Source organism: Sinomonas sp. R1AF57 (assembly GCF_002224485.1).
GTDB classification, from domain to species: domain Bacteria; phylum Actinomycetota; class Actinomycetes; order Actinomycetales; family Micrococcaceae; genus Sinomonas; species Sinomonas flava.
On the sequence record NZ_CP022463.1, the window covers coordinates 3212436 to 3236869 of the forward strand.

The 24434-nt window shown below is 72.0% G+C and carries 22 protein-coding genes and 1 pseudogene; 11 read left to right on the top strand and 12 right to left on the bottom strand.

Annotated elements, in window-relative coordinates:
* A pseudogene (locus CGQ25_RS14750) lies at positions 1-275 on the top strand (hypothetical protein); the annotation flags it as partial.
* Between the two features lie 100 nt (positions 276-375).
* On the opposite strand, the gene CGQ25_RS14755 reads toward CGQ25_RS14750, so the two are convergent.
* From CGQ25_RS14755 to CGQ25_RS14770, 4 genes are all read right to left on the bottom strand, one after another.
* Positions 376-879: a DUF456 domain-containing protein gene (locus tag CGQ25_RS14755; protein ID WP_208710605.1), complete on the bottom strand. Its 504-nt coding sequence runs from the start codon at positions 877-879 to the stop codon at positions 376-378.
* A 151-nt stretch (positions 880-1030) separates the two neighbouring features.
* Positions 1031-2281 carry an NADP-dependent malic enzyme gene (locus CGQ25_RS14760; RefSeq protein ID WP_369802233.1) on the bottom strand — a complete coding sequence of 417 codons (1251 nt, stop codon included), beginning with the start codon at positions 2279-2281 and terminating at the stop codon, positions 1031-1033.
* Positions 2282-2544: 263 nt separating this feature from the next.
* Positions 2545-3804, bottom strand: a complete 1260-nt coding sequence (locus tag CGQ25_RS14765) for a Gfo/Idh/MocA family protein (RefSeq protein WP_208710607.1) — start codon at positions 3802-3804, stop codon at positions 2545-2547.
* Positions 3801-4010 carry a hypothetical protein gene (locus CGQ25_RS14770; RefSeq protein WP_255405356.1) on the bottom strand — a complete coding sequence of 70 codons (210 nt, stop codon included), beginning with the start codon at positions 4008-4010 and terminating at the stop codon, positions 3801-3803. The genes CGQ25_RS14765 and CGQ25_RS14770 overlap by 4 nt, the downstream gene beginning before the upstream one ends.
* Positions 4011-4161: 151 nt before the next feature.
* Here CGQ25_RS14770 and CGQ25_RS14775 point away from each other — a divergent pair, with 151 nt between their 5' ends.
* Both CGQ25_RS14775 and CGQ25_RS14780 read left to right on the top strand, forming a co-directional pair.
* Complete coding sequence (locus CGQ25_RS14775; protein ID WP_208710608.1) at positions 4162-5376, top strand: ROK family protein; 1215 nt, start codon at positions 4162-4164, stop codon at positions 5374-5376.
* Positions 5377-5478: 102 nt separating this feature from the next.
* The gene (locus CGQ25_RS14780) at positions 5479-6087 is read left to right on the top strand and encodes a TetR/AcrR family transcriptional regulator (protein WP_208710609.1); all 609 of its coding nucleotides are present in this window, start codon (positions 5479-5481) and stop codon (positions 6085-6087) included.
* Positions 6088-6153: 66 nt separating this feature from the next.
* On the opposite strand, the gene CGQ25_RS14785 is transcribed toward CGQ25_RS14780, so the two are convergent.
* Positions 6154-7464 (bottom strand): MFS transporter, encoded by a 1311-nt coding sequence (locus tag CGQ25_RS14785; RefSeq protein ID WP_208713111.1) that lies wholly within the window; start codon positions 7462-7464, stop codon positions 6154-6156.
* Between the two features lie 88 nt (positions 7465-7552).
* Between CGQ25_RS14785 and CGQ25_RS14790 the strand changes: the two genes are divergently transcribed.
* The gene (locus CGQ25_RS14790; protein WP_208710610.1) at positions 7553-8224 is read left to right on the top strand and encodes a GntR family transcriptional regulator; all 672 of its coding nucleotides are present in this window, start codon (positions 7553-7555) and stop codon (positions 8222-8224) included.
* 28 nt (positions 8225-8252) lie between these two features.
* Positions 8253-9914, top strand: a complete 1662-nt coding sequence (locus tag CGQ25_RS14795; RefSeq protein ID WP_208710611.1) for an AarF/ABC1/UbiB kinase family protein — start codon at positions 8253-8255, stop codon at positions 9912-9914.
* A 31-nt stretch (positions 9915-9945) separates the two neighbouring features.
* On the opposite strand, the gene CGQ25_RS14800 is transcribed toward CGQ25_RS14795, so the two are convergent.
* The 6 genes from CGQ25_RS14800 to CGQ25_RS14825 all read right to left on the bottom strand — a co-directional run bounded on the left by CGQ25_RS14800 (position 9946) and on the right by CGQ25_RS14825 (position 16231).
* A complete protein-coding gene (locus CGQ25_RS14800; RefSeq protein WP_208710612.1) occupies positions 9946-10356 on the bottom strand; it encodes a DUF302 domain-containing protein in 411 nt (136 codons plus the stop codon).
* Positions 10357-10439: 83 nt separating this feature from the next.
* Positions 10440-12002 carry a multicopper oxidase family protein gene (locus CGQ25_RS14805; RefSeq protein ID WP_255405359.1) on the bottom strand — a complete coding sequence of 521 codons (1563 nt, stop codon included), beginning with the start codon at positions 12000-12002 and terminating at the stop codon, positions 10440-10442.
* A complete protein-coding gene (locus CGQ25_RS14810) occupies positions 12002-12868 on the bottom strand; it encodes a F510_1955 family glycosylhydrolase (protein ID WP_208710613.1) in 867 nt (288 codons plus the stop codon). Before CGQ25_RS14810 ends, CGQ25_RS14805 begins: the two co-directional genes overlap by 1 nt.
* An 8-nt stretch (positions 12869-12876) precedes the next feature.
* Entirely contained in the window at positions 12877-13506 is a 630-nt protein-coding gene (locus CGQ25_RS14815) for a DUF305 domain-containing protein (protein ID WP_208710614.1), read from the bottom strand.
* Positions 13507-13554: 48 nt separating this feature from the next.
* Positions 13555-14052 carry a DUF6153 family protein gene (locus tag CGQ25_RS14820; protein ID WP_208710615.1) on the bottom strand — a complete coding sequence of 166 codons (498 nt, stop codon included), beginning with the start codon at positions 14050-14052 and terminating at the stop codon, positions 13555-13557.
* Positions 14053-14056: 4 nt separating this feature from the next.
* The gene (locus CGQ25_RS14825; protein WP_208710616.1) at positions 14057-16231 is read right to left on the bottom strand and encodes a heavy metal translocating P-type ATPase; all 2175 of its coding nucleotides are present in this window, start codon (positions 16229-16231) and stop codon (positions 14057-14059) included.
* Between the two features lie 297 nt (positions 16232-16528).
* Between CGQ25_RS14825 and CGQ25_RS14830 the strand changes: the two genes are divergently transcribed.
* The 5 genes from CGQ25_RS14830 to CGQ25_RS14850 all read left to right on the top strand — a co-directional run bounded on the left by CGQ25_RS14830 (position 16529) and on the right by CGQ25_RS14850 (position 22415).
* Positions 16529-17014, top strand: a complete 486-nt coding sequence (locus tag CGQ25_RS14830) for a DUF3237 domain-containing protein (protein WP_208710617.1) — start codon at positions 16529-16531, stop codon at positions 17012-17014.
* A gap of 83 nt (positions 17015-17097) precedes the next feature.
* Entirely contained in the window at positions 17098-19224 is a 2127-nt protein-coding gene (malQ, locus tag CGQ25_RS14835; RefSeq protein WP_208710618.1) for a 4-alpha-glucanotransferase, read from the top strand.
* A 56-nt stretch (positions 19225-19280) separates the two neighbouring features.
* Positions 19281-19643, top strand: a complete 363-nt coding sequence (locus CGQ25_RS14840; protein ID WP_208710619.1) for a metalloregulator ArsR/SmtB family transcription factor — start codon at positions 19281-19283, stop codon at positions 19641-19643.
* Positions 19640-20695, top strand: a complete 1056-nt coding sequence (locus tag CGQ25_RS14845) for a cation diffusion facilitator family transporter (protein WP_208710620.1) — start codon at positions 19640-19642, stop codon at positions 20693-20695. The genes CGQ25_RS14840 and CGQ25_RS14845 overlap by 4 nt, the downstream gene beginning before the upstream one ends.
* Positions 20696-20822: 127 nt before the next feature.
* Positions 20823-22415: an MDR family MFS transporter gene (locus CGQ25_RS14850; protein ID WP_208710621.1), complete on the top strand. Its 1593-nt coding sequence runs from the start codon at positions 20823-20825 to the stop codon at positions 22413-22415.
* Positions 22416-22424: 9 nt separating this feature from the next.
* Here CGQ25_RS14850 and CGQ25_RS14855 read toward each other — a convergent pair whose 3' ends face one another.
* On the bottom strand, positions 22425-22643 hold the full coding sequence (locus CGQ25_RS14855; protein ID WP_208710622.1) for a hypothetical protein: 219 nt from the start codon (positions 22641-22643) through the stop codon (positions 22425-22427).
* A gap of 228 nt (positions 22644-22871) precedes the next feature.
* On the opposite strand from CGQ25_RS14855, the gene cycA reads away from it, so the two are divergent.
* Complete coding sequence (cycA, locus tag CGQ25_RS14860; RefSeq protein WP_208710623.1) at positions 22872-24338, top strand: D-serine/D-alanine/glycine transporter; 1467 nt, start codon at positions 22872-22874, stop codon at positions 24336-24338.
* Positions 24339-24434 lie beyond the last annotated feature (96 nt).

The following is a 24434-nucleotide window of genomic DNA, read 5'->3' on the forward strand; positions in this document are numbered from 1 at the left end:
AGCCCACCGCCGACGCCCTGAACGGGCGCGAGGCCACCATCCGCACCGGCAGCCGCCCCAAGGGCGTCGTCACGGTCTTCAACTGCCACTTCCTCCTCGGCGCCGCGTGGGCCGGCAAGGAAGTCCGTGTTCTGCACGACCACCGCACCATCGCCTTCTACGACGAGGAAGGCACCGAGATCCTCTCCCACCCACGACCGCCCCGAGGCACCAGATTCGTCCCGCGCAGCGGCCTCAAGCGTCCTGCACCGGACCAACCGTCCACGGACTCCTGAGACACGAAAAGTCCACACTCACCTGAGACATGAACCGTCCACGAACTCACGAGACATCACATGGCGTGGGCGGGATTCTGGCGTACCCGGAACGGTGGTGTCAGCGGGTCGCGAAGTGGACCCACATGCCGATGACCCAGACGGTCGCGGCGGCGCAGGCGAAGCCGAACTCGACGAGGATCCCGAGGCCGGTCGCCTTCAGCGCCGCCCACGACGACGACGCGGCGCCCTGGAAGTGCCGGGTGCGGGCCCATTCGCTCAGCAGGAGCCCCAGGGCGAAGCCGACGAAGAGCCCCACGACCGGGATGACGAACATGCCGACGACGGCGAGCACCGCACCCGCGACGACCGACCGGTTGGGGATCTGCCGCTCGCGCAGGCGGCGGCCGGCGAGGACCGCCGAGGCGGCCATGCCGCAGGCGAAGAGCACGCCGCCGATCGCGAAAACGAGCCACCCGCCCCACCCGGCGCCCCCGAAGATGGCCCACGCGAGCAGGGCGACGAGGCCGAGGATGCTGCCCGGCAGGATGGGGATGATGACCCCGGCGACCGAGACCGCAAGGGCGAGGCCGACCAGGACGGCGGTCAGAATGCTCGTGTCCACCCGGCCATCCTCGCAGACCGCGGATCCCAGGCCCCGGATCCCAGACCCCGAATCGCAGGCCCCGAATCGCAGGCCCCGAATCGACTGCTCCGGAAGTGTCCTTCTGACGCGTGAGAACGACACTTCCGGAGCAGTCGATGGAGGTGGGGGGCTACTCTCCGGAGCTGGTGGCGGCGCGAATGACGGCCTCGGTGACGGCGGGGGCGACGCGCGGGTCGAGGGGGCTGGGGACGATGTAGTCGGCGGAGAGCTTGTCCTGGGCCAGCTCGGCGATGGCGCGGGCGGCCGCGAGCTTCATCGCCGGGGTGATCCGGCGCGCCCCCGCGTCCAGGGCGCCGCGGAAGATCCCCGGGAACGCCAGGACGTTGTTGATCTGGTTCGGGAAGTCGCTGCGTCCGGTGGCCACGACGGCGGCGTGCCGGCGTGCGACCTCGGGGGCCACCTCCGGGTCCGGATTGGACAGGGCGAACACGATCGCGCCCTCCGCCATGGCCGCGACGGCCTCCTCGGGGACCTTCGAGGAGGACACACCGATGAACACGTCGGCGCCCTCGAGCGCGTGCGCGACGCCGCCGGCGACCCCACGGGGGTTGGTGCGGCCCGCGTACTCGGCCTTCATCGCGTTCCTGGGCTCGGCCAGGTCGGGCCGGCCGGCGTGGATGGCGCCCTTGGAGTCCAGCAGGACCACGTCGGTGACGCCCGTGGCCAGGAGGATCTCGGCGATCGCGATACCGGCCGCGCCTGCCCCGGCGATCACGACGCGCAGGTCCGGGAGCTCCTTGCCCACCACGGCCGCGGCGTTGGTCAGGGCCGCGAGGGCCACGACGGCCGTGCCGTGCTGGTCGTCGTGCATCACCGGCATGTCCAGGGCCTCGATGAGGCGCGCCTCGAGCTCGAAGCAGCGTGGAGCGGCCACGTCCTCGAGGTTCACCGCGCCGAAGCTGGGCGCGATCCGCACGATCGTCTCGACGATCTCGTCCACGTCCGTCGTGTCCAAGACGATCGGGATCGAGTCCAGCCCGCCGAAGGTCTTGAACAGGGCGCTCTTGCCCTCCATCACCGGCAGCGACGCCGCCGCGCCGATGTTCCCCAGGCCCAGCACCGCAGTGCCGTCGGAGACGACCGCGACCAGCCGCGAGGCCCACGTGTGCGTCCGGGCCAGGGCCGGGTCCGCGGCGATCGCGCGGGACACCTGCGCCACGCCGGGCGTGTACGCGATCGAGAGGTCCCGCTTCGTCGCGAGCGGGCGGTCCACCCCGATCGAGAGCTTCCCGCCCTCGTGGGCGGCGAAGATCTCCTCATCCGTGATGGGCTGCTGCTTCGCCTCGGGCTGGCTGTCCTGGGCCTGCTGGCTGTTCTGGTTCTGCTGGCTGTTCTGGGCCTGAATGGTGGGAATGGACACGGCACTGTCTCCTGGGTCGGTGCCGCCGGGCCGCAGGGCGCACGACGGCGTGGCTGGCCGTGCGCTGGAACGTGCACCGTGCGCTTCGTCGGGCAGGGCGCGTTCCATGGCACAGCCATGAGGGGGATCCGGGGTTCCTGCCGGGTTCGGCGCTTCCGGGGGCCTGCGGGGTGTGCGGGGATGTCCGCGGGTCGCTGGCCTCGGGGAATGAGATACCGACCATCATAGGCGAACGGGACGTGGCTTCCGCAAGGCGGAAGTCCTCACACCTCGATGACGCTCCTCGTGTGACGCGCCTCCTCGGCCGCGAAGACCACCTCGTGGCTCAGGAGCGACTCCGCCAGGTCCGAGGAGATCGCACCGCCCCGGCCCTCCGCGAGCGAGCCCACCCACGCCTCGATGAGGCCGCGGTCGCCGCCGCCGTGCCCCCCGGACGCGTCCCCGGACACGGGGACGGTGCGCGTCGTGTCGGTGAGGAAGTCGCGGACGGTGACCCGCCCGTCGTCGACCGCCAGCTCGCCGCGGGTGCCGAAGATCCTCGTCCGCCGCGCGGTCGCCTCCGTGAAGGCGGTGACGGTGAGCGTGGCCGTCGCGGCGTTCTCGTACTCGATGGCGACCACCTGGTGGTCCACGGCGTCGTTGTCGCAGCGGTAGACGCAGCGGCCGTAGGGTCCGCTCTCGAGCGCCTGGCGGAGCGACTCCGGCGTGCCCCCGGGGTCGACGATGTCGGTGTAGTAGGCGCGCCGGCTGTCGGGGGCCCCGGCCTCGGGCCGCCCGGCACGGTAGATCCGCAGGGCCGAGTAGGGGCACGAGGGCTCAACCGCGCAGTCCGTGCACCGCTCCCCTGCGCCGTCGGGGGCCTCGTCGGGCCGGAAGTGGGTCAGGGCGCCGAAGGAGCTCACCCGCACGGGCCTGCTGCCCACCACGTAGGTGAGCCAGTCGACGTCGTGCGTGCACTTCGCCAGCAGGAAGGGGCTGGAGAGGTCCTCCCGCCGCCAGCTGCCCCGGACGTACGAGTGCGCGAAGTGCCAGTAGCCCACCGGTTCGAGGTGCTGCACCGAGACGACCCGCCCGATCTCCCCCGCGTCCAGGGCCCTCTTCACCGCCGCGGTGACGGGCGTGTAGCGCAGTACGTGGCAGACCGCCGCCGTGAGGCCGTGCGCGCGGGCCGCGGACGCCAGCTCGCGGCATCCCCTGCGGGTGACCGCGATCGGCTTCTCGAGCAGGATGGCGTAGCCGCGGCGGGCGGCGAGGACGAAGGGCTCGTAGTGGTCGCGGTCCTGGGTGGCGATGACGACGGCGTCGGCGAACTGCTCGCGCCTGAGCATCTCCCGCCAGTCGGGGAACCTGGCTGCCGGCGGCACGCCGAGCTCGTCGCCGAGCCCCTCCCGCCTGTCCTCGACGGGCTCGGCGAGGCCGACGACGACGGCGCGCCCGGTCGCCGTGGCGAGCCTCGCGTACGCGGCGCCGCGGGCGCCTGCCCCGGCCACGAGGATCCGGACCGGCAGGTCCGGCGGCGTCATCCCCCGGGCTCCGCGTCGTCCAGCCATTCGAGGGCGACCGCTGCGGTCCAGGACTGGTTCCAGCTGCCGAGGGGCTCGCCGGTGAAGGGCTCGTAGTACTCGCCGAAGTGGCCCTCCATGAGCTGGTCGAGCGAGGCCTGCCGCCAGGCTGCGTACCGGCCCTCGTCCCCGTGGCGCCGCAGAGCCGTGGCGAGGTACCAGTTCATGACCGGCCACACCGGTCCCCGCCAGTACTGCCGCGGGCGCAGCCCTCCCCCGCCGTGTCCGCGCCTCCCAGCAACGGCAGGACATCGAAGCGAAACTTCTGTACGATTGTCGATCGTAAGTGTGTGATCGGCATCACGTCAACAGAGGACGATGGAAGTGCACCCCGGCATGCCCGTCGAACGGCCGGCTGCGGCCCCCGGCCTCGCGGCCAGTCCCGGCCAGCTGCTCGCGCTCATCCGCAGCTCACCGGAGGGGATCAGCAGGGCATCCCTCCTGGAGCTGACCGGCATGGCCCGCTCCACCCTGTACGAACGCCTCGACGCGCTCTTCGCCGCCAGACTCGCCTACGAGGCCGAGCCCCTGCGCTCCACCGGCGGCCGCCGCGCACGCAGGATCCGGTTCGACGACCGGGAGAAGGTGCTGGTCGCGATCGACGCAGGCCAGACCCACGCCGCCGTCCACCTCCTCACCCCGGCTCACGCGGTCCTCGCCTCGACCGTCTTCCGGTGGGACGCCGCTGGGCCCTCTGACGCGGCGATGGACCTGTTCGCCTCCGCAGCCCGGGAGCTCCTCGCCGGCCGGACGCCCGTGGGAACCGGTCTGGGCCTCCCCGCCCCGGTCGAGGCCTCCGGCGCCGCAGGACTCGGCCGTTCGGTCCTCGGGCACTGGGACCTGCCCGGCGCGCTCGCGCGGCTCGAGGAGGCCCTGGGATGCCCCGTCGTGCTCGAGAACGATGCCCGGGCCATGGCCGTCGGAGACGCCGGCGCCGCCGACGAGGGGCTCGTGGCCGTGAAGGTCAGCACCGGGATCGGGTGCGGGATCGTCGTCGACGGAGCCCTGGTGCGTGGCGCCCACGGCGCGGCGGGCGACATCGGACACGTCCGGATCCCCGAGGCGGCGGGTCGGACCTGCCGGTGCGGACGCGCCGGCTGCCTCGCGGCGGCGGCGTCGGGGCGGGCCCTGCTGGCCGAGCCGGGACTCCAGCACTGCCGCTCGCTCGCGGACCTCGCCCGTGCGCACGACGCCGGCGACCCGGCGGTGCTCGCGGCCGTCGCCGAGGCGGGGCGCCTGACGGGGTCCGTGCTCGCCGCGGTGGTCGCGACGGTGAATCCCGCGCGGGTGGCGCTCGGCGGCGTCGTGGGCCTGCTCGACACCTTCGTGCAGGCCGTGCGCGAGGAGATCGCCGGGCGGGTCTTCGAGGACGCCCTCGCGGGGCTCGAGATCGGGCCGTCCCGTGCCTCGCACCCCATTCCGATAGGCCTCTCCCGCCTCGTGATGCAGGCCCTCTACGCCCCCGCGAGGATCGACGCCCTGCTCGCGCAGGCTGCCCGCCCGGCGGCACTCCGAGGGACCGGGGCTTCGTAGCGCCGCACCCTCCGTGGCGTATAGTTGGACAGTCCCTCCGCACGACCCCAGCCGCGGCGTGCCATGGGATGCAGAAGCGTCGGGAAAAGAGGTTGCTGCGCTGTGCTCGAACTGCCCCAGGATCTGGTCACCCCAGCCCCTCCTCCGGCCACGCCCCGCCTCGCTGCCCGGTACGCGCAGCTCCTGGACGCCGCAGCACGGTTTGCCACCCTCGAATACCCGGACATCGACATCACCGCTGTCGCCGAGGAGGCCGGTGTCGCCTTCGGCACCGCGCACCGGTATTTCCCCTCGGCCGCCCACCTCCTCCTGGCCCTGCACCGGCGCCAGCTCCTCGAGCTCCGCGCCCGCGTGGAGGACCGCGCGAGCGGGTCACGGACCGAGGCCCAGCGCGCGCGGCTCCTGGCCGGTGCCGCCGTCGAGCTCTTCCACATGCGCCTCGCCCAGCCCGCGGTGAACTCGTGCCTCGACGAGCTCATCGTCCCGGCGGACCACGAGCTGACGGGACTCGTCGGCGAGGTCGACGAGCTCTCCTGGTCGGTGCTCGGGCGCCTCGCGGGAGGTGCCGAACGCGGCCGGAGCATCGTCCATGTCATCTCGGGGCTCGTCTCCGCCGTGCGGACGGGCAGGCTCATCCCGCTCGAGGCCGAGAAGCAGCTCAAGGCTGCCTGCGAGATCGTCGCCCGCCGCCGCACCAGCCGCGCCGGCTGATCCCGGGGAGAGCACGACGCCGGCCGGGCGCCGGCGCGCGCGGCCCCTCGCGCCGTCGTGCGCGGCTCAGGCGACCGAGCGGATCCGGGTGACGAAGACGGCCCCGAAGAGCCCGATGACGGCCGCGCCGATGTAGAGGGACACGTACCCGCCGAGGAAGGCCAGGAACGGGTAGGCGATGGCCGGTGCGATGACCTGCGGCAGCGAGTTGGCGATGTTGATGACGCCGAGGTCCTTGCCGCGGTGGGCGGCGTGGGGCAGGACCTGGGTGACGAGCGCGAAGTCCACCGCCATGTAGGCGCCGAAGCCGATGCCCAGCACGATGGCCCCGACGAGGGCGCCGGCCCAGGTCGGAGCGAGCGCGAGGATGAGCGAGGCGACGGCCATGACGGCGGACGAGCCGATGACGAGGGGCTTGCGCCTGCCGATGCGGTCGCTGACCTTGCCTCCCAGGATGCTCGTCGCGATGACCATCGCCGAGTACAGGCCGGTGAGGATGAGCGTCCCGGTGGCCGGGGGGATGCCGGTGGTCTGCTCGATCCGCACGGCGTCCGTGAGGAAGTAGATCAGGTAGAGCAGCACCACGTGGTTGCCCACGTTGACCAGGAGCTTGGTGAACCAGGCCCAGGCGAAGTCGGGGTGGCGGCGGGGGCTGATCCAGAAGGCCGCCACGAACCTCCCGAGCGAGAACCGCCCCAGCGCCGCGCGGGGCAGGGGCTCGTCCTTCGCGCCGAGCAGGAAGTGGACCACGCTCACCGCGAGCAGCGCCCCACAGACGAGGTAGCCGAGGGAGAAGTTCCCCGCGACCGCCGCCCCCACCGCGGTGCCGAGGAGGATCCCGGTCGTGATGCCCATGGCGGCCAGGCCCCCCACCGATCCGCGCTGCGTGACCGGCACGCGGTCCGGCACGGCGGCCGTGATGGCGGCGTAGGCGCTGTTGGCGCCGAGCTGGACGAGGCACCACAGCGCCGCCATCGCGGCGACGCTCGGCGCGCCGGACAGCCCGACGAGGGCGAGCGTTCCCGTGAGCGCGCCGAAGAAGACCCAGGGGCGGCGCCGGCCGAACCGGCCGGACGTGCGGTCGGAGAGGGCCCCCGCGAGGGGGTTGCAGACCACCGAGACGGCCGCTCCCGCGCTCGTCACGAGCGCCAGGACGGCTTCCTTCTGGCCGGGCGCGAAGGCCGCGGCCTGCTGGGCCAGGAGCACCTGGAGGGGACCGAAGAAGGCAACGTTGATGCCGATGTTGACGAGGACGACGCCGAGGATCCAGCGCGGCCGCGCAGGGGCGGTCGGCTCGGCGAAGGCCGCCTCGGTCGCCGGGGCGCGCCCGGTCGGGCTTCGCTCCGCGGGGCTCTGTTCGGCGGGGCTGTGGGGCACGGCCACGGGGCCTCCGGTGGGTGCGGGCGGTACAGGTCGTCTCAGATTACCGCCGAAAAGGGCGTCCCGGACCGGATACCCTTCGACAGTGGACAACGTGACAGCGGTGGCGCCGGACGAGGCGATGGCAGGCAAGGTCTACCAGCAGATCCTCGACGCGATCATCTCCGGCCGGGCCGCGCCCGGACAGCGGCTGCGCGAGCGGGAACTGTCGGACCAGTACGGGGTCTCCCGTATCCCCGTGCGGGAGGCGATCCACCGCCTCGAGCAGGACGGCTTCCTCGTGACCGCCCCGCGCCGGGGCGCGGTGGTGCGGAAGCTGACGCTCAAGGACGTCGAGGAGCTGTTCGACCTCCGCGTGCTCCTCGAGTCCTTCGCCGCCAGGCGGGCCGCCGAACGCGTGGCGGCCGGGGAGGACGCCGGCGGGCTCCTCGAGACCCTGCGCCAGGCGAAGGAAGCGCTCGAGGCGGGCGACACGGACCTGACCTCCGACCTCAACACGCGCTTCCACGACCAGATCATCGCCCTCGCCGGCAGCGGCCTCCTGGAACGCTCGATGCGCCCGCTCCATGGGCTCAACCGCTGGATCTTCGGCCTGGCCGTCAACCGTTCCCTCGAGGTCAACGCGCTCGAGCACGACGAACTCGCCGAGGCGATCATGACCGGCCAGCCCCAGCTCGCCGAGGCAGTCGCCGCCGCCCACATCGAGGCGGGCCGCAGGCCCGTGATGGACGGGCTCGCGGGCCTGCTGAAGGGGTAGGGCGCCCGCAGGACGGTAGGCTCGTCCCATGGCGCTGGTTCCCTGGAGCGGTCACGCCAGGCGGTACCGCGAGATCGCGGACATCCTCGCCCGGCACGGCCTCGGCCATGTCCTGACCGTGGCCGGCCTCTCGCGCTGGCTTCCGGGCCCGAGGCGAGGGCAGGAGGGCCAGGGCGCCCCCGCCGGCGCCCCCGTGCACGTCCGCCGGGCCCTCGAGGAGCTGGGCCCGACCTTCATGAAGCTCGGGCAGATACTCTCGACCCGGCCCGACCTCGTCCCCGAGCCGTACCAGGCCGAGCTCGCCAAGCTGCAGGACGCCGCGCCGCCCGTGCCCGCCGAGGCGATCCACGCCGTCGTGCGCGAGGAGCTCGGCATGGACGCGGACACCGCCTTCGCCGCGTTCGACGACGCGCCCCTCGCGAGCGCCTCGATCGGCCAGGTCCACGAGGCACGGCTTGCGGACGGCACGAGGGTGGTGGTCAAGGTCCGCAAGCCCGGCGCGGTGGAGCGCATCCGCGAGGACCTCGAGATCCTGCGCAACGTCACCGCGACCGCAACCCGGGCGTGGCCGGTCCTGGCCAACTACGACGTGGAAGGCCTCGTCGAGGAGTTCTCCAAGACCCTCACGACCGAGCTCGACTACCTCGAGGAGGCCCGCAGCGCGGAGCGGTTCGCCACGAACTTCGCCGGCGACGAGCGGTTCCGGTTCCCGAAGGTCTACTGGGACACCACGACTTCCCGCATCCTCACGCTCGAGTTCATGGAAGGCCTCAAGATCAACGACGTCGCGGCGCTCGACGCCGCGGGGCTCGACCGGCGCGCCCTCGCAGACCATTCGGCGGCCGCACTCGCCCAGATGATCTTCGAGGACGGCTTCTTCCACGCCGACCCGCACCCGGGGAACATGTTCGTGGAGCCCGGCGGCCGCATCGCGATCATCGACTTCGGCATGGTCGGGGAGATCAGCGACCAGCTCCGCCACGATCTGGGGCGGCTCCTCATCGCGCTCGCCCGCAAGGACCCGCGGAGGCTCGCCCGAGTCCTCGAGGCGATGTCGCGCTCGGGGGCGGTGGAGGACCGCAAGCGGCTCGCCGCCGACGTCGCGGTGTTCATCTCCCTGTACGACGGCGTGGACCTCGCCGACGTGAACCTGGCGAGGCTCGCGCAGAAGCTCCTCGCGGTGATCCGCCACCACCACCTCGTGATGCCCGCCGAGGCGGCGGTGGTGATCAAGATGCTCGTGATGGCGGAGGGGCTCGGCCGGGTACTCGACCCCCAGTTCCGCCTCTCCCGCGTGCTCGAGCCGCACGTGCGCCGGCTCCTGCTCGAGCAGTACTCCCCCGCCGCGATCACCCGCAGCCTCAAGGCGGCCGGGCTCACGGCGATGGACCTCGCCGGGGACCTGCCGGACCTCATCGACAGCGCCAGCCGGGTCCTCGATGCCGGCGGGTTCGAGGTGCACCTCCGGGCGGCCGAACTCGAGCCGATCGTGGCCCGCGCCGAGCGGATCGGCAACAAGGTGCTGGCCGCCGTCATCGCGGCGGCGTTCATCCGCGGCGTCGGAGAAGTCGTCACGAACGACACGCGCTGGCGCGGCTGGCGCGCCCCCCTGCTGCGGACCGGGATCGGGGCGGCGGGCGGCCTCGGGGCGTATCTGGCCGCCAGCGCGCTGCGGCGCCGGCGCAGCTGACGGCGCCGAACCGCCCTGCTGCCCTACCGTCCTACTGCCCCGAGACCGCGGCAAGCGCGGCGCGCAGGCGCGTGCCGGCGTCGTCCGCGACCTCCTTGACCTGCCCGCTCGCACTGAGCTGCACCATGGTCTGGGGGTCGATCGCCTCGACGGTCGTCACCTCGGCGCCGGCGGCGCGGCGCACCACGACGTTGCACGGCAGGAGCGCCCCCATCTCGGGTTCGGCGCCCAGGGCGCGGCTGGCGAGGTCCGGGTTGCACGCGCCGAGGATCACGTAGTCCCCCACGGAGTCTCCCGCCTCATTGCCCAGCTTGGCGGTGAACGTCTTGCGGATGTCGATCTCCGTCAGGACCCCGAAGCCCTCGTCGGCGAGGGCCGCCTTGACGGCGTCGACCGCCTCGGCGTAGGGCAGCGGGACGTGCGTGGTGAGGGTGTAGGCCATGGGGCCCACGCTTCCAGAGGAGGCCGGGCCGGGCAAGGGGCCGAAGTCCCAGCCCGGCTCTGGCTCTGGCTCGGCTCTGGCCCTTACCGCATGTAGCTCAGGACCCCCATCATGCCGCGCGCCGCGTGGTAGGCGTTGTGGCAGTGGTAGAGCCACTGCCCCGGATTGTCGGCGTCGAAGAGGACGCTGACTGTCTGCCCCGGCCGCACGATCACCGTGTCCTTCCGCGCTCCGGCGTCCCCGACCTGGAAGGTGTGGCCGTGCAGGTGCATGGGGTGCCACATCATCGACTCGTTGACGAAGTCGATCCGCACGCGCTCCCCCTGCCGCACCTCGAGGGCGCCGTCGTACGGGTTGGCCATGTCGAAGCGGCGCCCATTCAGGCCCCAGTCGAAGGCCATCATGGAGCCGGTGAGCCGGACCGTGTGGGTGCGGTCGGCGGCCCGCTGTGCGAGGCGGACGCCCGGCGCGGCGGCGAGCTGGCCGCCGTCGACCACCGTGCCCGTCAGCCGCGACGGCAGGGCCGCCGGGACCGGCTCCTTCCCCGTCCCGGTGCTGATCCGCCCGAGCGCGAGCCCCGTCTTGCCCTCCGGCCGCGCCATGAGCGGCGTCCACCCCTCGGGCACGGTGAGGAGGGCGTCGATCCGCTCGCCCATGCCGAGCACGACGGCGTCCGCCTCCGTCCGCTCGACCGGGTACCCGTCCGTGTGGGTCACCGTGAGCTTCACCCCGGGCGCGCCGACGCGGTAGGCCGTGTCCCCGGCCGCGTTGATGATCCTGAGCCGGACGCGGTCCCCGGCCTTGGCCCGCAGCGTGTCCGGCTCCGAGGGGGTGCGGCCGTTGAACAGGTGCAGGGGGTAGCGGACGTCCCCGGCGTCGCCGCCGAGGTAGTCGCTCACGGAGCCCATGCCCATGTACGGGCCGCCGCCCTGCCCGCCGGGCCGGCCGCCCATCATGCCGCCCATGCCTTGGGACAGCTCGTTGAGGACGTCCTCCGGGCTGCCGGTGACGCCGTCCATCCAGTCGTCGAGGAGGATGACCCACTCGTGGTCCGAGTCCTTGGCCTCGGACGGGTCGTCGACGACGAGCGGCCCGTAGAGGCCGCGCTCGCGCTGGAGCTCCATGTGGGAGTGGTACCAGTACGTGCCGGGGTGGGCGAGCCTGAAGCCGTAGCCGAAGGTTCCGCCCGCGGCGATCTCCTTCTGCGTGAGCATCTCGACGCCGTCCTGGTCGTTGGCGAGGGCGAGTCCATGCCAGTGGACCACCGTGGGCTCCGGCAGTCCGTTGGCCAGTGCGACCTCGAGCCGGTCGCCCACCGAGCCGCGCAGGAGCGGGCCATTGACCGCCCCGTTGTACCCCCACGTGGGGACCGGCTTCCCGTCCAGGGTGGCGGTGAGCGGCGCTGGGTCCAGCCGGGCGGAGACAGTCCGGCCCGACGACGGGCGCGCGGCCTCGGCGGCCCGCACCGCGTCGTCGGAGGACAGGACGCGGGTGGCGCCCGAGGGCGACGGCGAGGTGCACGCGGCGAGCAGGGCCGCCGAGGCGGCCGCAAGCGAGAGCCCGAGGAAGCCGCGACGGGAGGAGACCGGCCCGACCAGCCAGCGCGGGCCCTGCGGGTGCCGGCCCTCGGGGTGCGGTCCGTTCATCACGGCCTCGCCGGCTCGTAGGCGGCGAAGGTGGCACCGCCGTCGCGGGACTCCAGCAGCCCGGAATCCGTCGCCGCGAGGACCCGCACGGGCTGGCCGGGAGCCGCGACGGCAGTGACCGCCTCGACCGCCTCCCCCGCGTCGCCGAGCCGGGTCCACGAGACGCCCGCGTCCGCGCTCGAGTAGACCGCGCCGTCGGGCGCCACTCCGACCACCCGGCGGGCGTCCGCGAACGCCGCGAACTGGATGAGCGGGGCGCTGGGCACGGCCAGCCACGTCGTCCCGCCGTCGAGGGAGGCGAACAGGCCCTTCTCGGTCGTGGCGAGGACGGTGTCCGTGGAAGGGTGCCCCGCGAGCACGGCCGGGTGGATGGAGGCCGGGACTGCGGTCCAGGCCTCGCCGGTCGGGGTGCGCTTGAGCCCGCCGTCGAACCCCACGAGGCCCGACTTCGTGACGGTGAGAGCGTGGAAGTCGGAGACACCCTCGTTGGAGACGGCGGTCCAGGTCCGGCCGCCGTCGGTCGAGCGGAGCAGGCCCAGCGGGTTGGGCCCGGACGAGCCGGGCCCGGGGTGGCCCGAGGCCCAGAGCGTCCCGGCGGGATCGCCGACGAAGCCCATGAAGTCGTCCGCGGCGCTGATGCGCTCGGGCTCAGCGCCGCTGAGGTCGTAGACGCCCTGGTGGGTCCCGATCAGGACGGTCGAGCCGTCGCCGGTCGCCGCGATGCCATGGACGTGGCCGCCCGGCAGGGAGGATCCCGTCGCGCCCGAGGCGGCGGGCGCCGTCGTGCCCGCTGCGGGTGCGGCGCACCCCGCCAGCGCGAGCGCGCCGGCGAGCGCGGCGGCGACGGCCAGGCCGGTCCGGGTCATGCGGGCGTTCACAGCTGTCCCAGGAGGGACTTCATCTGGTCGATCTCCGTGGTCTGGGAGTCGACGATCGACTGCGCCATCGCCACCGCCTCCGGGTGGGCACCCGTGCTGAGCTCCGACTTCGCCATCGTCACGGCCCCCTCGTGGTGGGCGATCATCTGGGTGAGGAAGAGCTTGGCCCCGTCGCCGGCGTCGGCGGCCTTGAGCGCGGCGAGGTCCTCGTCGCTCACCATGCCCTCCATGCCGTGGCCTGCGTCGGCGGCCATGCGAGTGGGCTGGTTCCATGCGGCGAGCCAGCCGCGCTGGGTCGCGATCTCCGGGGCCTGGGCGGCCTTGATCCGCTCTGCGAGCTGGGCGACCCGGGGGTCGAGGCCGGGCTTGGCCAGGACGATGCCGCTCATCTCGACGGCCTGCTCGTGGTGCGGGATCATCATCTGCGCGAACATGGCGTCCGCGGCGTTGAACGCGCCCTGGGATGACGGGCTGGTGGGCGTCCCCATGGGCATCGAGTGCCCGCTGTGGTCCATCGGGGAAGCGCCCGACGTCGCGCCGGGAGCCGCCTGGGAGGCGCCGCATCCGGAGAGGGCGACGGTGGCGGCGAGCAGGGCAGCAGGGAGCGCAGAGTTCTTGGCGTTCATCGGTCTTCTTTCAGTCGTGGAGAGGTGTGCGGGCAGGCGGAGGCCTGCTCACGTGCGACTGATCGAGAGCTGGGTGAGGTCTGGCGCCGGGGCGCGCGGGAGGATCGAACGTGGGAGGGAGGCCGCCGGCGGCTGCGGGAGCGCGTCTGAACGCTCCAGCACTACGACGGCGGGCGGCACCGGGGGCACCCCACCGGGCGCCGGAATGCAGTGGGCCGCGTGGACCGGCACGTCGCCGCTGCCCCGCGTGCACTCGTCCGGGCCCCAGCCGGCCAATCGCTTGTCGGAGGCCAGCAGGATGTCTGGGCTCGTCGCGTGGCCGGTTCCCGGGATCGATCCGTGGGCATGGTGGGCTGGGGCCGCATGCGCCATAGCAGGCGTCGTGGTGTGCGTCGTGGACGCCCCCGGTGCCGTGTGCATGCCGAGCACGCCGAGGGCGAGGGCCAGGACGAGGAGCCACCGGACATATCGACACCACGCATCGCGCGGAACGGGCACAAGTGCCCGATGTCCGGCGCGAGTTGTGTCGATATGCACGCTCATCATGGTCCTATCGGACGTGGCCCGGGTCCAAGTCGAGCCGCCGCAGCAGCTGCGCGTTGAGCGCCACGACAATCGTGGACAGGGACATGAGGACTGCGCCTGCAGCCGGGGAGAGCATGACCCCCGCGAACGCCAGCACTCCGGCCGCGAGCGGCACGGCGATGACGTTGTAGCCCGTGGCCCACACGAGGTTCTGCCACATCTTGCGGTAGCTCGCGCGGGACAGCTCGACGACCGAGACCACCGAGCGCGGGTCGTTGCCGGCGAGCACCACGCCCGCGGACTCGATGGCGACATCCGTGCCGGCGCCGATCGCGATGCCGACGTCGGCCCGGGCCAGGGCGGGCGCGTCGTTCACGCCGTCCCCGACCATCGCGACGCTGAGGCCGCGCTTCTGGAGTTCGGCAACCTTCTGGTCCTTGTCCTGCGGCAGCACCTGGGCGAACACCTCGTCGATGCCGAGGTCCCGGGCCACCGCGTCGGCCACCTGCTGGGCGTCGCCCGTGATCATCGCGACGCGGATCCCTCGCTGCTGGAGCGCAGCAACGGCAGTCCGGGACTCCTCTCGGACGGAGTCCTCGAGCGCGAGCGCCCCCGCGATCCCGCCGTCGCGGATCACGTGGAGCACCGAGGCGCCGCGGGCCTTCCAGCGGTCGACTGCGTCGGCCAGTTCCGCCGGGGTGTCGAGTCCCAGCTCGGCCAGCATCGCCGGGCCGCCGACCTGGACGAGCTCGCCGCCGTTCTCGCCGCCGACGCGCGCCTGGATGCCCCGGCCCGAGCTGGCCTGGAACCCGGTGGCCGCGGGAACGCGGAGGCCACGGTCGCGGGCCGCGCGGAGGATCGCCCGGGCCACGGGGTGCTCGCTGTCCGACTCGGCGGCCGCGGCAAGCGCCAGGAGCGCGTCCTCGCAGGCCGGGCCGTCCGGGGCAGCCGCCGGCACGCCGGCGTGGTGCGCACCGCCGTCGCGCGCCGCACGGGCATCACGGGCAAGGACGCTCGCGACGGCCGCGACGCCGACGACCTCCGGCTCGCCCTTGGTGAGGGTGCCGGTCTTGTCGAAGAGGACGGCCTTGACGGTGCGCATGCGCTCGAGGGCGAGGCGGTCCTTGACGAGGACTCCGCCCTTGGCCGCGCGCTCCGTCGAGATGGCGATGACGAGCGGGATGGCGAGGCCGAGCGCGTGGGGGCAGGCGATCACGAGGACGGTGACGGTGGCCGTCACCGCCGTGGGGAGGTCGCCGAGGAGGGACCATGCGATGAACGTGAGGACGCCGGCGCCTGTCGCGAAGTAGAAGAGGAACGCGGCGGCCCGGTCGGCGAGCGCCTGGGCGCGCGAGGAGGAGGCCTGGGCGTCGGCGACCATGCGCTGGATGCCGGCGAGCGCCGTCGACTCCCCCACGGCCTCGACCCGAACGCGGAGGCTCGTGTCGGTCGCGACGGTGCCGGCGACGACCGTGTCCCCGGGGCCGCGGGCGACCGTCTTGGACTCGCCGGTGATCATCGACTCGTCCAGCTCGGCGGTTCCCTCTTCGATGCGCCCGTCCGCGGGGAGCCGGCCACCGGCGCGCACGAGGACAAGGTCGCCCACCGACAGCTCGGACGCGGGGACGGTCTCGGTCTCGCCCGTGTCGCTGACGCGCTCGGCCTCGTCGGGCAGGAGTGCGGCGAGGGCCTCGAGCGCCCCGCGGGAGGCGCCGAGGGCGCGCATCTCGAGCCAGTGGCCCAGGAGCATGATCGTGACGAGGAGGGCGAGCTCCCACCAGAAGTCGAGGTCGAACCCGCCGATCCCCAGGCTCGTCGCCCACGAGGCGGCGAACGCGACCGTGATGGCCATCGCGATGAGCAGCATCATGCCCGGCTTGCGGGTCCTCGCCTCGCTGAGGCCGCCCTTGAGGAACGGCAGGCCGCCATAGAAGAAGATCACGGTCCCCAGGACGGGGCCAATCCACTCGCTCCCGGGGAACATCGGCGGAGTCGCGCCGAAGAGGCGCCAGAACATCCCGCTGAAGTACACGACGACGAGCGACAGCCCGAGCGTAAGCCAGAACCGGTCGCGGAACATCGCGACCGAGTGGCCTGCGTGCTCGCCGTGGGTGTGGACCGCGTGCGGGTCGCCGTGGCCGGCGTGGAGCTGGGCGGTCATGTCGTGCCCGGCGTGATCGTGCATGGTGTGGTCTGTCATGGTCAGCGCCGTCCTCCTGGGGTGCAGATGGTTCGTCGCTGGGGGCGATCGGCGGTAACGGGGAGGACCGCGTCCATCGCTGGCAGCATCATCAATATACCCCTAGGGGGTATGTTTGGCAACCGCCCTACCGCGTGGCACCCGGCATCGCGTGAAACTGCGCAGCTCGGGGCACGCTGAACCCACTACGGGGCCCGGGAGGCCGCGGATTGTGCAGTTTTCGACGGCTCAAGCGCGACGGCCACACCCACAGGGTGTGGGAGCCTGCACGGCCCGCCTCGGAGTACTGTCCTAGCCATGACCCAGGAACCCCAGGCACCGGAACCGCAGGCGCCAGCCCTCCAGTACGCAGGGACCCTCTCGGTCTTCATCGCCGAGCCGATCGACGTCGGGCCGACACCCGAGGGGCACCGCCGGATCATCCCGATCACGGGCGGGACGGTCTGCGGGCCGCGACTGAGCGGGCGGGTCCTGCCGGGCGGCGCGGACTTCCAGATCCTGCACACCCCGGAGCTGTCCCAGCTCGACGCCCGCTACGCCCTCGAGCTCGACGACGGCGCGATCGTCTCGGTGGACAACGCCGCCATCCGGGCAGGCTCCGCCGACGCCCTGGGCCGGATCGCCCGCGGCGAGGCGGTAGACCCGCAGGAGATCTATTTCCGCTGCACGCCGCGGCTGCGGACCTCCGCACCCGAGTGGGACTGGGTGAACCGCACGATGTTCGTCGGTACGGGCGAACGCTACCCGGACCGGGTTGTCGTGCACGTCTTCGCCGTGGGGTGACGCGCGGCCCGCGCGCAGGGCTCGGGTGCGGATCGCCGGGCCATGGCGGTTGACCAGCCCCCCGTCCCGCATAGGGTGGAGCCATGGCGGATGCAGAGGGGCTCCTGCGCGAGCTGGCCGGACGGCACAGGGTGGCGACATCGTTCTGGGGATGGGACGGGGCCGAGCATCCTGTCTCCGACGCGACCCTCCGGGCGGTTCTGGGCGCTTTGGGAGTGCCGGTCGGCTCCACTGACGAAATGCTCGCGGCGCTGGACGATGTCGACCTCGAGCCGTGGCGCCGGCTCCTCCCCCCGGTGGTGGTCACCCGTCAGGGCCACGAGGCCCCCGTCCAGGTCCACGTGCCGCACGGCAGCTCCGTGTCGGTCTGGGTAACCGCTGAGGACGGCACCTCGTACACCGTGCGGCAGGTCGACGACTGGGAGGAGCCGCGCGCGGTCGACGGCGTGCTGACCGGCCGCGCCGTCTTCCTCCTGCCGTCCGACCTCCCCCTGGGCTGGCACACCCTCCACGCGGACACGGACGGGCGGACCGCGTCGTCGGCCCTCGTGGTCACGCCGAGGCAGCTCTCGACCACCCAGCAGCTGGCCGAGGGACGCCGCTGGGGCCTCATGGCGCAGCTGTACTCTGTTAGGTCGCGCCGCTCGTGGGGCATCGGCGACTTCGGGGACCTCGCCGACCTCGCCGCGGTCGCAGGCGCGGAGGGGGCAGGCTTCGTCCTCGTGAACCCGCTCCACGCCGCGGAGCCGGTGCCCCCAATCCAGGATTCCCCCTACCTCCCGACGACCCGCCGCTTCGTCAACCCGCTCTACCTCCGGATCGAGGACATCCCCGAGTACGGCTACCTCAATCCGGAGGACCGGGCCCACGTCGAAGAGCTCGCGCGCGAGCGCGCGGCGGCCAATTCCTCCTCGGGGCTCCTCGACCGAGACGCCACCTTCGCGGCGAAGCTGGCGGCGCTCGAGCTCGTGTGGCATGTTCCGCGCAGCCCTGCCCGCGAGCAGGCCTACCGGCGGTTCCGCGACGGCGCGGGCCCGGGCCTGGACGACTTCGCGCTCTGGAGCGCCCTCGCTGCCGCGCCCCAGGCGCACGACGCCGCGCCGAGCTGGCCGGCGCCCGGGAGCGCCGAGGCCGACCGCCTCAGGGAGCAGCTTGCGGACCGGGTGGACTTCTACCGCTGGCTCCAGTGGCTCTGCGACGAGCAGCTCGAGGCAGCCCAGCGGACGGCGCAGGACTGCGGCATGGACCTCGGACTGATCCACGACCTCGCCGTGGGCGTGCGCCCGGACGGCGCCGACGCCTGGACCCTGTCCGGGACGCTCGCAGAGGGCGTCTCGGTGGGGGCGCCGCCGGACGTGTTCAACCAGCAGGGCCAGGACTGGAGTCAGCCCCCGTGGCACCCGGGGCGCCTCGCAGAGTCGGGCTACGCGCCGTACCGCGACATGCTGCGCACGATCCTCCGCCATGCGGGCGGGGTCCGCGTGGACCACATCCTCGGGCTCTTCCGCCTGTGGTGGATCCCCGGGGGCGGCTCCCCCGGTGACGGCACGTACGTCTACTACGACCATGAGGCCCTCGTGGGCATCCTCGCACTCGAAGCCCAGCGGGCGGGCGCCGTCGTGATCGGCGAGGACCTGGGCGTCTTCGAGCCGTGGGTGCGCGACTACCTCGCCGAGCGGGGCATCTTCGGCACCTCGATCCTGTGGTTCGAGAACGACGCCGAGGGACGCCCCCTCGAGCCCGAGCGGTACCGGCAGCAGTGCCTGACCAGCGTCAACACCCACGACCTCCCGCCCACGGCCGGCTACCTCGCGGGCGAGCATGTGCGGCTGCGCGAGTCGCTCGGCCTGCTCGAGCGGCCCCTGGAGGACGAGCTCGCGGCAGCGGCCGGCGAGCTCGAGGGCATGATGGCGCTCCTGCGCGAGCGGGGCCTCCTGCCGGAGGCCGGCAGCAGCGCGGACGAGCAGCGGACCATCGAGGCGCTCTACACGCTCACCACCCTGACGCCGTCGGCCCTCCTCGGCGTAGCACTCGTGGACGCCGTCGGCGACCGGCGCACCCAGAACCAGCCCGGCACCCACCTCGAGCACCCGAACTGGCGGGTCCCCCTCACAGGCCACGACGGCGAAGCCATCCTCATCGAGGACCTCGCCGCGAACCCGCGCTTCGCGTCCCTCGTGTCGACGATCCGGGGAGCCCTCGGCGCCTGACCCTGCACGCGCCAGCGAGGTGGAGGCCCGCGCCGCTGGCGTGGGATAATCTGCGCATGAATGCAGATAAGAAGATGTGCGGATTGGACGTGGACAGCGGCTACGTCGAGCTTGCCGTCGAGGTCTTCTCGATGCTCGCTGACGCGACGCGCATCCGCATCATCCTCGCCCTGCGCGAGGGCGAGCACAGCGTCAACGATCTCGCCGAGGCCGTCGGCAAGTCCCCCGCCGCCGTCTCACAGCACCTCGCCAAGATGCGCCTCGCCCGGATCGTCGCCACGCGCCAGATGGGTACCCGCGTCTTCTACCGCCTCGAGAACGAGCACGCGAGCAAGCTCGTCACCGACGCGATCTTCCAGGCCGAGCACGCCCTCGAGGCCAACCCCCGCCACCACCACGGAGAGAAGGCCGGCGCATGAGCGCGCAGCACGAGCACACCCACGCCCACACGCACGACGGCGGCCATCACCACGCGCACGACGGCCACCACCATGAGGACCACCACCACGGGCACGCGGGGCACGATCATGACCACGGCCACGGCGTCCTGGGTGCGCTCAAGGAGTTCTTCGTCCCGCACACCCACGACTCGTCCGATTCGATCGACGACGCGCTCGAGGCCAGCACCGAGGGCGTGCGGGCGCTCAAGATCAGCCTCGTCGCGCTCCTGGCCACGACCGTGCTGCAGTTCGCGGTCGTCCTCGTCAGCGGGTCCGTGGCCCTGCTCGCGGACACGGTCCACAACTTCTCGGACGCACTGACGGCGCTGCCCCTCTGGGTGGCGTTCCTCCTGGCCCGCCGTCCCGCGACCAGCAGGTACACCTACGGCCTCGGCAAGGCCGAGGACCTCGCCGGCCTGTTCATCATCGTCGTCGTCGCGCTGTCCGCAATCGTGGCGGCATGGCAGTCGATCGACCGCCTCCTCCACCCCCAGCCGCTGGCGAACCTGTGGTGGGTCATGGCCGCCGGAGTGATCGGCTTCGCGGGCAACGAGGCGGTGGCCATGTACCGGATCAGCGTGGGGCGTCGCATCGGCTCGGCGGCCCTCGTGGCGGACGGCGTGCACGCCCGCACGGACGGGTTCACCTCGCTCGCCGTCGTGCTCGGCGCGGCAGGCGTCATGCTGGGCTTCCCGCTCGCCGACCCGATCGTGGGCCTGGCCATCAGCGCCGCGATCTTCGTGCTGCTGTGGGGCACCGTCAAGAGCCTCGGGCGGCGGCTGCTCGACGGCGTCGAGCCCGCTCTGGTGCACCGCGCCGAGCACGCGCTCGGGCACACGCCCGGCGTCCTCGCCGTCGACCGCGTGCAGCTGCGGTGGATCGGCCATCGGCTCCACGGCTCGGCCCAGGTCCGGGTGGCCGCGGCGACCACGGTGGCGAGTGCCGACGTCGTGCGCCGCGATGCTGCGGAGCGCCTGGGCCGGGCGCTGCCGAACGTCGAGGAGATCACGGTGACCACCACGGCGCGCTGAGGGCAGTGACTCGGGGGTGCGGCGCGGATACGCTGGTGGTCTCCAGATCCTTTCGGGAGGCCCAGTGTCCTCTAGCCCACCCCCTCCCGAGGCCCCTTCAGTGTCGCCGGGCCAGGTGCGCGGTGTCATGACGGGCCTCATGCTCGGCATGTTCCTCGCCTCGCTCGACCAGACGATCGTGGCGACCTCGATCTACACCGTGGCCAACGACCTCGACGGGCTGAGCCTGCAGGCGTGGGCCACCACCGCGTACCTCATCACCTCGACGGTGAGCACCCCGCTGTACGGCAAGCTCTCGGACATCTTCGGACGGCGGCCGCTCTACCTGGTCGCCATCGCGGTCTTCCTGGCCGGCTCCCTGTACGCCGGCTCGGTGCACTCGATGGCGGAGCTCGCCGTCGCCCGCGGAATCCAGGGCCTCGGCGCGGGCGGCCTCATGGCCTTGGCGCTGGCAATCATCGGGGACATCGTCCCGCTGGCTGACCGCGCGAAGTTCCAGGGCTACTTCATGTCGGTATTCGGGGTCTCCTCCGTGCTCGGCCCCGTGATCGGCGGAGCCTTCGCAGGGGCGGACCAGATCCTCTGGATCACCGGCTGGCGGTGGGTGTTCTTCGTGAACGTCCCGGTGGGCCTCGCCGCCCTCGTCACCGTCTTCCTCTTCCTCCACCTGCCTGCCCGCTCCGAGCGCCAGCGCATCGACTACCTCGGGGCCGCGACGATCACCGCGGGCCTCGTGCCCCTGCTCCTCGTCGCCGAGCAGGGCAGGGGCTGGGGGTGGACGTCCGCCTCATCGATCACCTGCTACGGCATCGGCGCCGCGGGGCTCGCCCTGTTCGTCCTCGTCGAGAGGCGCGCGGGCGATTACGCCCTCATCCCGCTGCGCCTGTTCTCGAGCCGCCAGTTCACGCTATCGGCGCTGCTGAACTTCCTCATCGGCGTCGGCATGTTCGGCGCCATCGCAATGCTGCCGATGTACCTCCAGCTGGTCCAGGGCCTCACGCCCACACAGGCCGGGCTGCTCATGATCACGTTCACGCTCGGGATCATGTCGGCCTCGATCATCGCCGGACGGACGATCTCCGCCACGGGCATCTTCAAGGTCTTCCCCATGGTCGGCACCCTCCTGCTCACGGGCGCCTCCGCGACCATGGGCATCGTGCTCACCGTCGACTCCCCGCTGTGGGTGCCGGCTGTCGTCGCGGTGTTCTTCGGCATGGGCCTGGGCTGCTGCATGCAGCCCCTCGTGCTCGCCATGCAGACCGCTGTGCCCCTGAAGGACATGGGCGTGGGAACTTCGACGGCGGCCTTCTTCCGCTCGATGGGCGGCGCCGTGGGGACGGCCGTCTTCATCTCGATGCTCTTCAGCCTCGCCGCGGACAAGGTCGGCGACGCGCTCAAGGCCGCAGCCTCCCGCCCCGAGTTCAGCCAAGCGCTCCGGGACCCGTCGGTGCGGACGGACCCGGCCAACCGCCAGCTCTTCGACCTCTTCCAGGGAGCCTCCGGCGGCCTGAGCACCGACAGCCTCAATGACACGAGCTGGCTCCGGAACGCGGACGCCGTGCTCACCCACCCGATCAAGGACGGATTCTCCCAGGCGGTCGACGGCGTGATGCTCACCGCCGGCGCGCTCATGGTCGTCGCGTTCCTGGTCACCCTCGCACTGCCGAATGTGAGGTTGCAGGATCCGAAGGCCGCCATGAGGCGGGCGCCTGCGGAATAGGGAACGCCGTCAGGCCAGTCGCTGCTGCGTGACGCCGAAGGGGACGCTCTCGTCGAGCGCGACGGTGAACTCCCCGGCGGCCTCGCGCGTGACGAGGATGCCGCAGCACGGGTTCGCCGCGGCGCGCTCCTGGAGCGTTCCGATCGCACTGCCCAGCGCCGAGTCGAGCTCGTGCGCCGAGTCGACGACGACCCTGAGCGCGTGGTGCTGGTGGCTTGCGTAGGACATGGTGACTCCTCAGTACTTCCGTATCTGCCCGAAAACGGTACCGGGCAAGGATTTGTCAGACAAATGCACGAAAGATGCGGCGCGCCGAGTAATGCGACATTTGTCGCAGGTTAGGTGTGACGATCAAGACACTCTGTATGGTCAAGAGCACACTGGGATGGCTGTACGCTGGAATGGCCCTGTTAGGGGCATCACATTGATGGCAAACACTGCGAAGGTCTGCGCACTATGACTACGCCTAACGTCCCGGGGGCCCCGACCGGCTCAACGTCGAGCCACGCCGACGAGCCCCACCTCTCACGCGGACTGTCCAACCGCCACATCCAGCTGCTCGCAATCGGCGGTGCCATCGGCACCGGCCTGTTCATGGGTTCCGGCAAGACCATCTCGGTGGCCGGCCCCTCGGTGATCTTCGTCTACATGATCATCGGCTTCATGCTCTTCTTCGTCATGAGGGCCATGGGCGAGCTCCTCCTGAGCAACCTCAACTACAAGTCGTTCTCCGACTTCGCGGGCGACCTGCTGGGCCCCTGGGCCAGCTTCTTCACCGGCTGGACCTATTGGTTCTGCTGGGTGGTCACGGGTGTCGCCGACGTCGTCGCGATCGCCGGCTACGCGAACGAGCTGTGGCCGGGCATCCCGCTGTGGATCCCCGGCATCGCCACGATCCTCATCCTGCTGGCCCTCAACCTCCCCACCGTCAAGGCGTTCGGCGAGGTTGAGTTCTGGTTCGCCCTGATCAAGATCGTCGCGATCATCGCGCTCATCGTCACGGGCCTCTACATGATCTTCACGGGCTTCTCCTCGAGCGCCGGCACGGCCTCGTTCACGAACCTGTGGCAGCACGGCGGCTTCTTCCCCAAGGAGTTCATGGGCTTCGTCGCGGGCTTCCAGATCGCCGTCTTCGCCTTCGTCGGCATCGAGCTCGTCGGCACCGCCGCCGCAGAGACCAAGAACCCGGAGCGCAACCTCCCCCGCGCCATCAACGCGATCCCCGTCCGCGTGGGCCTCTTCTACGTCGGCGCGCTCGTGATCCTCATGTCGGTCACCCCCTGGATGGAGTTCAAGGCCGGCCACTCGCCGTTCATCGGGATGTTCTCCCTCGCGGGCCTCGGTGCCGCGGCGACCCTCGTCAACCTCGTGGTCCTCACCTCGGCCATGTCCAGCGCCAACTCCGGCATCTACTCGACCTCGCGCATGGTGTTCGGCCTCGCGATGGAGGGCGACGCGCCGTCGGTCTTCGGCAAGCTCTCCTCCCGCAAGGTGCCCCAGAACGCGCTGTTCCTCTCGTGCGTGCTGCTGCTCTCCGGCGTCGTGCTCCTCTACGCGGGCAAGAGCATCGGCGAGGCGTTCGACATGGTGACCACGGTCTCGGCGGTCTGCTTCATGTTCGTGTGGTCGATGATCCTCGTGAGCTACCTCGTCTTCCTCAAGCGCCGCCCCGAGCTCCACGCGGCATCGAAGTACAAGATGCCCGGCGGCCGCGTCATGGTCTGGGCTGTGTTCGCCTTCTTCGCCTTCCTCGTCTGGGCCCTAACCACCCAGCCGGACACGCTCACCGCGCTGCTCGTGACTCCGGTCTGGTTCATCGTCCTCGGCATCGCGTGGCAGTTCGTGAAGAAGTCCCCGGTCCACCAGGCACGCATCGCGAACCACGCGGAGACCCTGCACGAGGAGGCCAAGGTCAACGCCTGACCTTCCTTCCTCACGGACCCACGACGGCGGGTGCGCGGCTCACACGGGCCGCGCACCCGCCGTCGTACGTCTGCGTGGCGCACGGCCCGCCGCTAC

Bases quoted from the DNA above. Each gene is read 5' to 3' on its own strand.
- CGQ25_RS14830 (WP_208710617.1), top strand. From the start codon at position 16,529: ATGACCCAGGAACCCCAGGCACCGGAACCGCAGGCGCCAGCCCTCCAG.
- CGQ25_RS14845 (WP_208710620.1), top strand. From the start codon at position 19,640: ATGAGCGCGCAGCACGAGCACACCCACGCCCACACGCACGACGGCGGC.
- CGQ25_RS14770 (WP_255405356.1), bottom strand. From the start codon at position 4,010: ATGAACTGGTACCTCGCCACGGCTCTGCGGCGCCACGGGGACGAGGGC.
- CGQ25_RS14800 (WP_208710612.1), bottom strand. From the start codon at position 10,356: ATGGCCTACACCCTCACCACGCACGTCCCGCTGCCCTACGCCGAGGCG.
- CGQ25_RS14765 (WP_208710607.1), bottom strand. From the start codon at position 3,804: ATGACGCCGCCGGACCTGCCGGTCCGGATCCTCGTGGCCGGGGCAGGC.
- CGQ25_RS14855 (WP_208710622.1), bottom strand. From the start codon at position 22,643: ATGTCCTACGCAAGCCACCAGCACCACGCGCTCAGGGTCGTCGTCGAC.
- malQ (WP_208710618.1), top strand. From the start codon at position 17,098: ATGGCGGATGCAGAGGGGCTCCTGCGCGAGCTGGCCGGACGGCACAGG.
- CGQ25_RS14810 (WP_208710613.1), bottom strand. From the start codon at position 12,868: ATGACCCGGACCGGCCTGGCCGTCGCCGCCGCGCTCGCCGGCGCGCTC.
- CGQ25_RS14820 (WP_208710615.1), bottom strand. From the start codon at position 14,052: ATGATGAGCGTGCATATCGACACAACTCGCGCCGGACATCGGGCACTT.
- CGQ25_RS14825 (WP_208710616.1), bottom strand. From the start codon at position 16,231: ATGACAGACCACACCATGCACGATCACGCCGGGCACGACATGACCGCC.
- CGQ25_RS14815 (WP_208710614.1), bottom strand. From the start codon at position 13,506: ATGAACGCCAAGAACTCTGCGCTCCCTGCTGCCCTGCTCGCCGCCACC.
- CGQ25_RS14775 (WP_208710608.1), top strand. From the start codon at position 4,162: ATGGAAGTGCACCCCGGCATGCCCGTCGAACGGCCGGCTGCGGCCCCC.
- cycA (WP_208710623.1), top strand. From the start codon at position 22,872: ATGACTACGCCTAACGTCCCGGGGGCCCCGACCGGCTCAACGTCGAGC.
- CGQ25_RS14805 (WP_255405359.1), bottom strand. From the start codon at position 12,002: ATGAACGGACCGCACCCCGAGGGCCGGCACCCGCAGGGCCCGCGCTGG.
- CGQ25_RS14840 (WP_208710619.1), top strand. From the start codon at position 19,281: ATGAATGCAGATAAGAAGATGTGCGGATTGGACGTGGACAGCGGCTAC.
- CGQ25_RS14850 (WP_208710621.1), top strand. From the start codon at position 20,823: ATGACGGGCCTCATGCTCGGCATGTTCCTCGCCTCGCTCGACCAGACG.
- CGQ25_RS14795 (WP_208710611.1), top strand. From the start codon at position 8,253: ATGGCGCTGGTTCCCTGGAGCGGTCACGCCAGGCGGTACCGCGAGATC.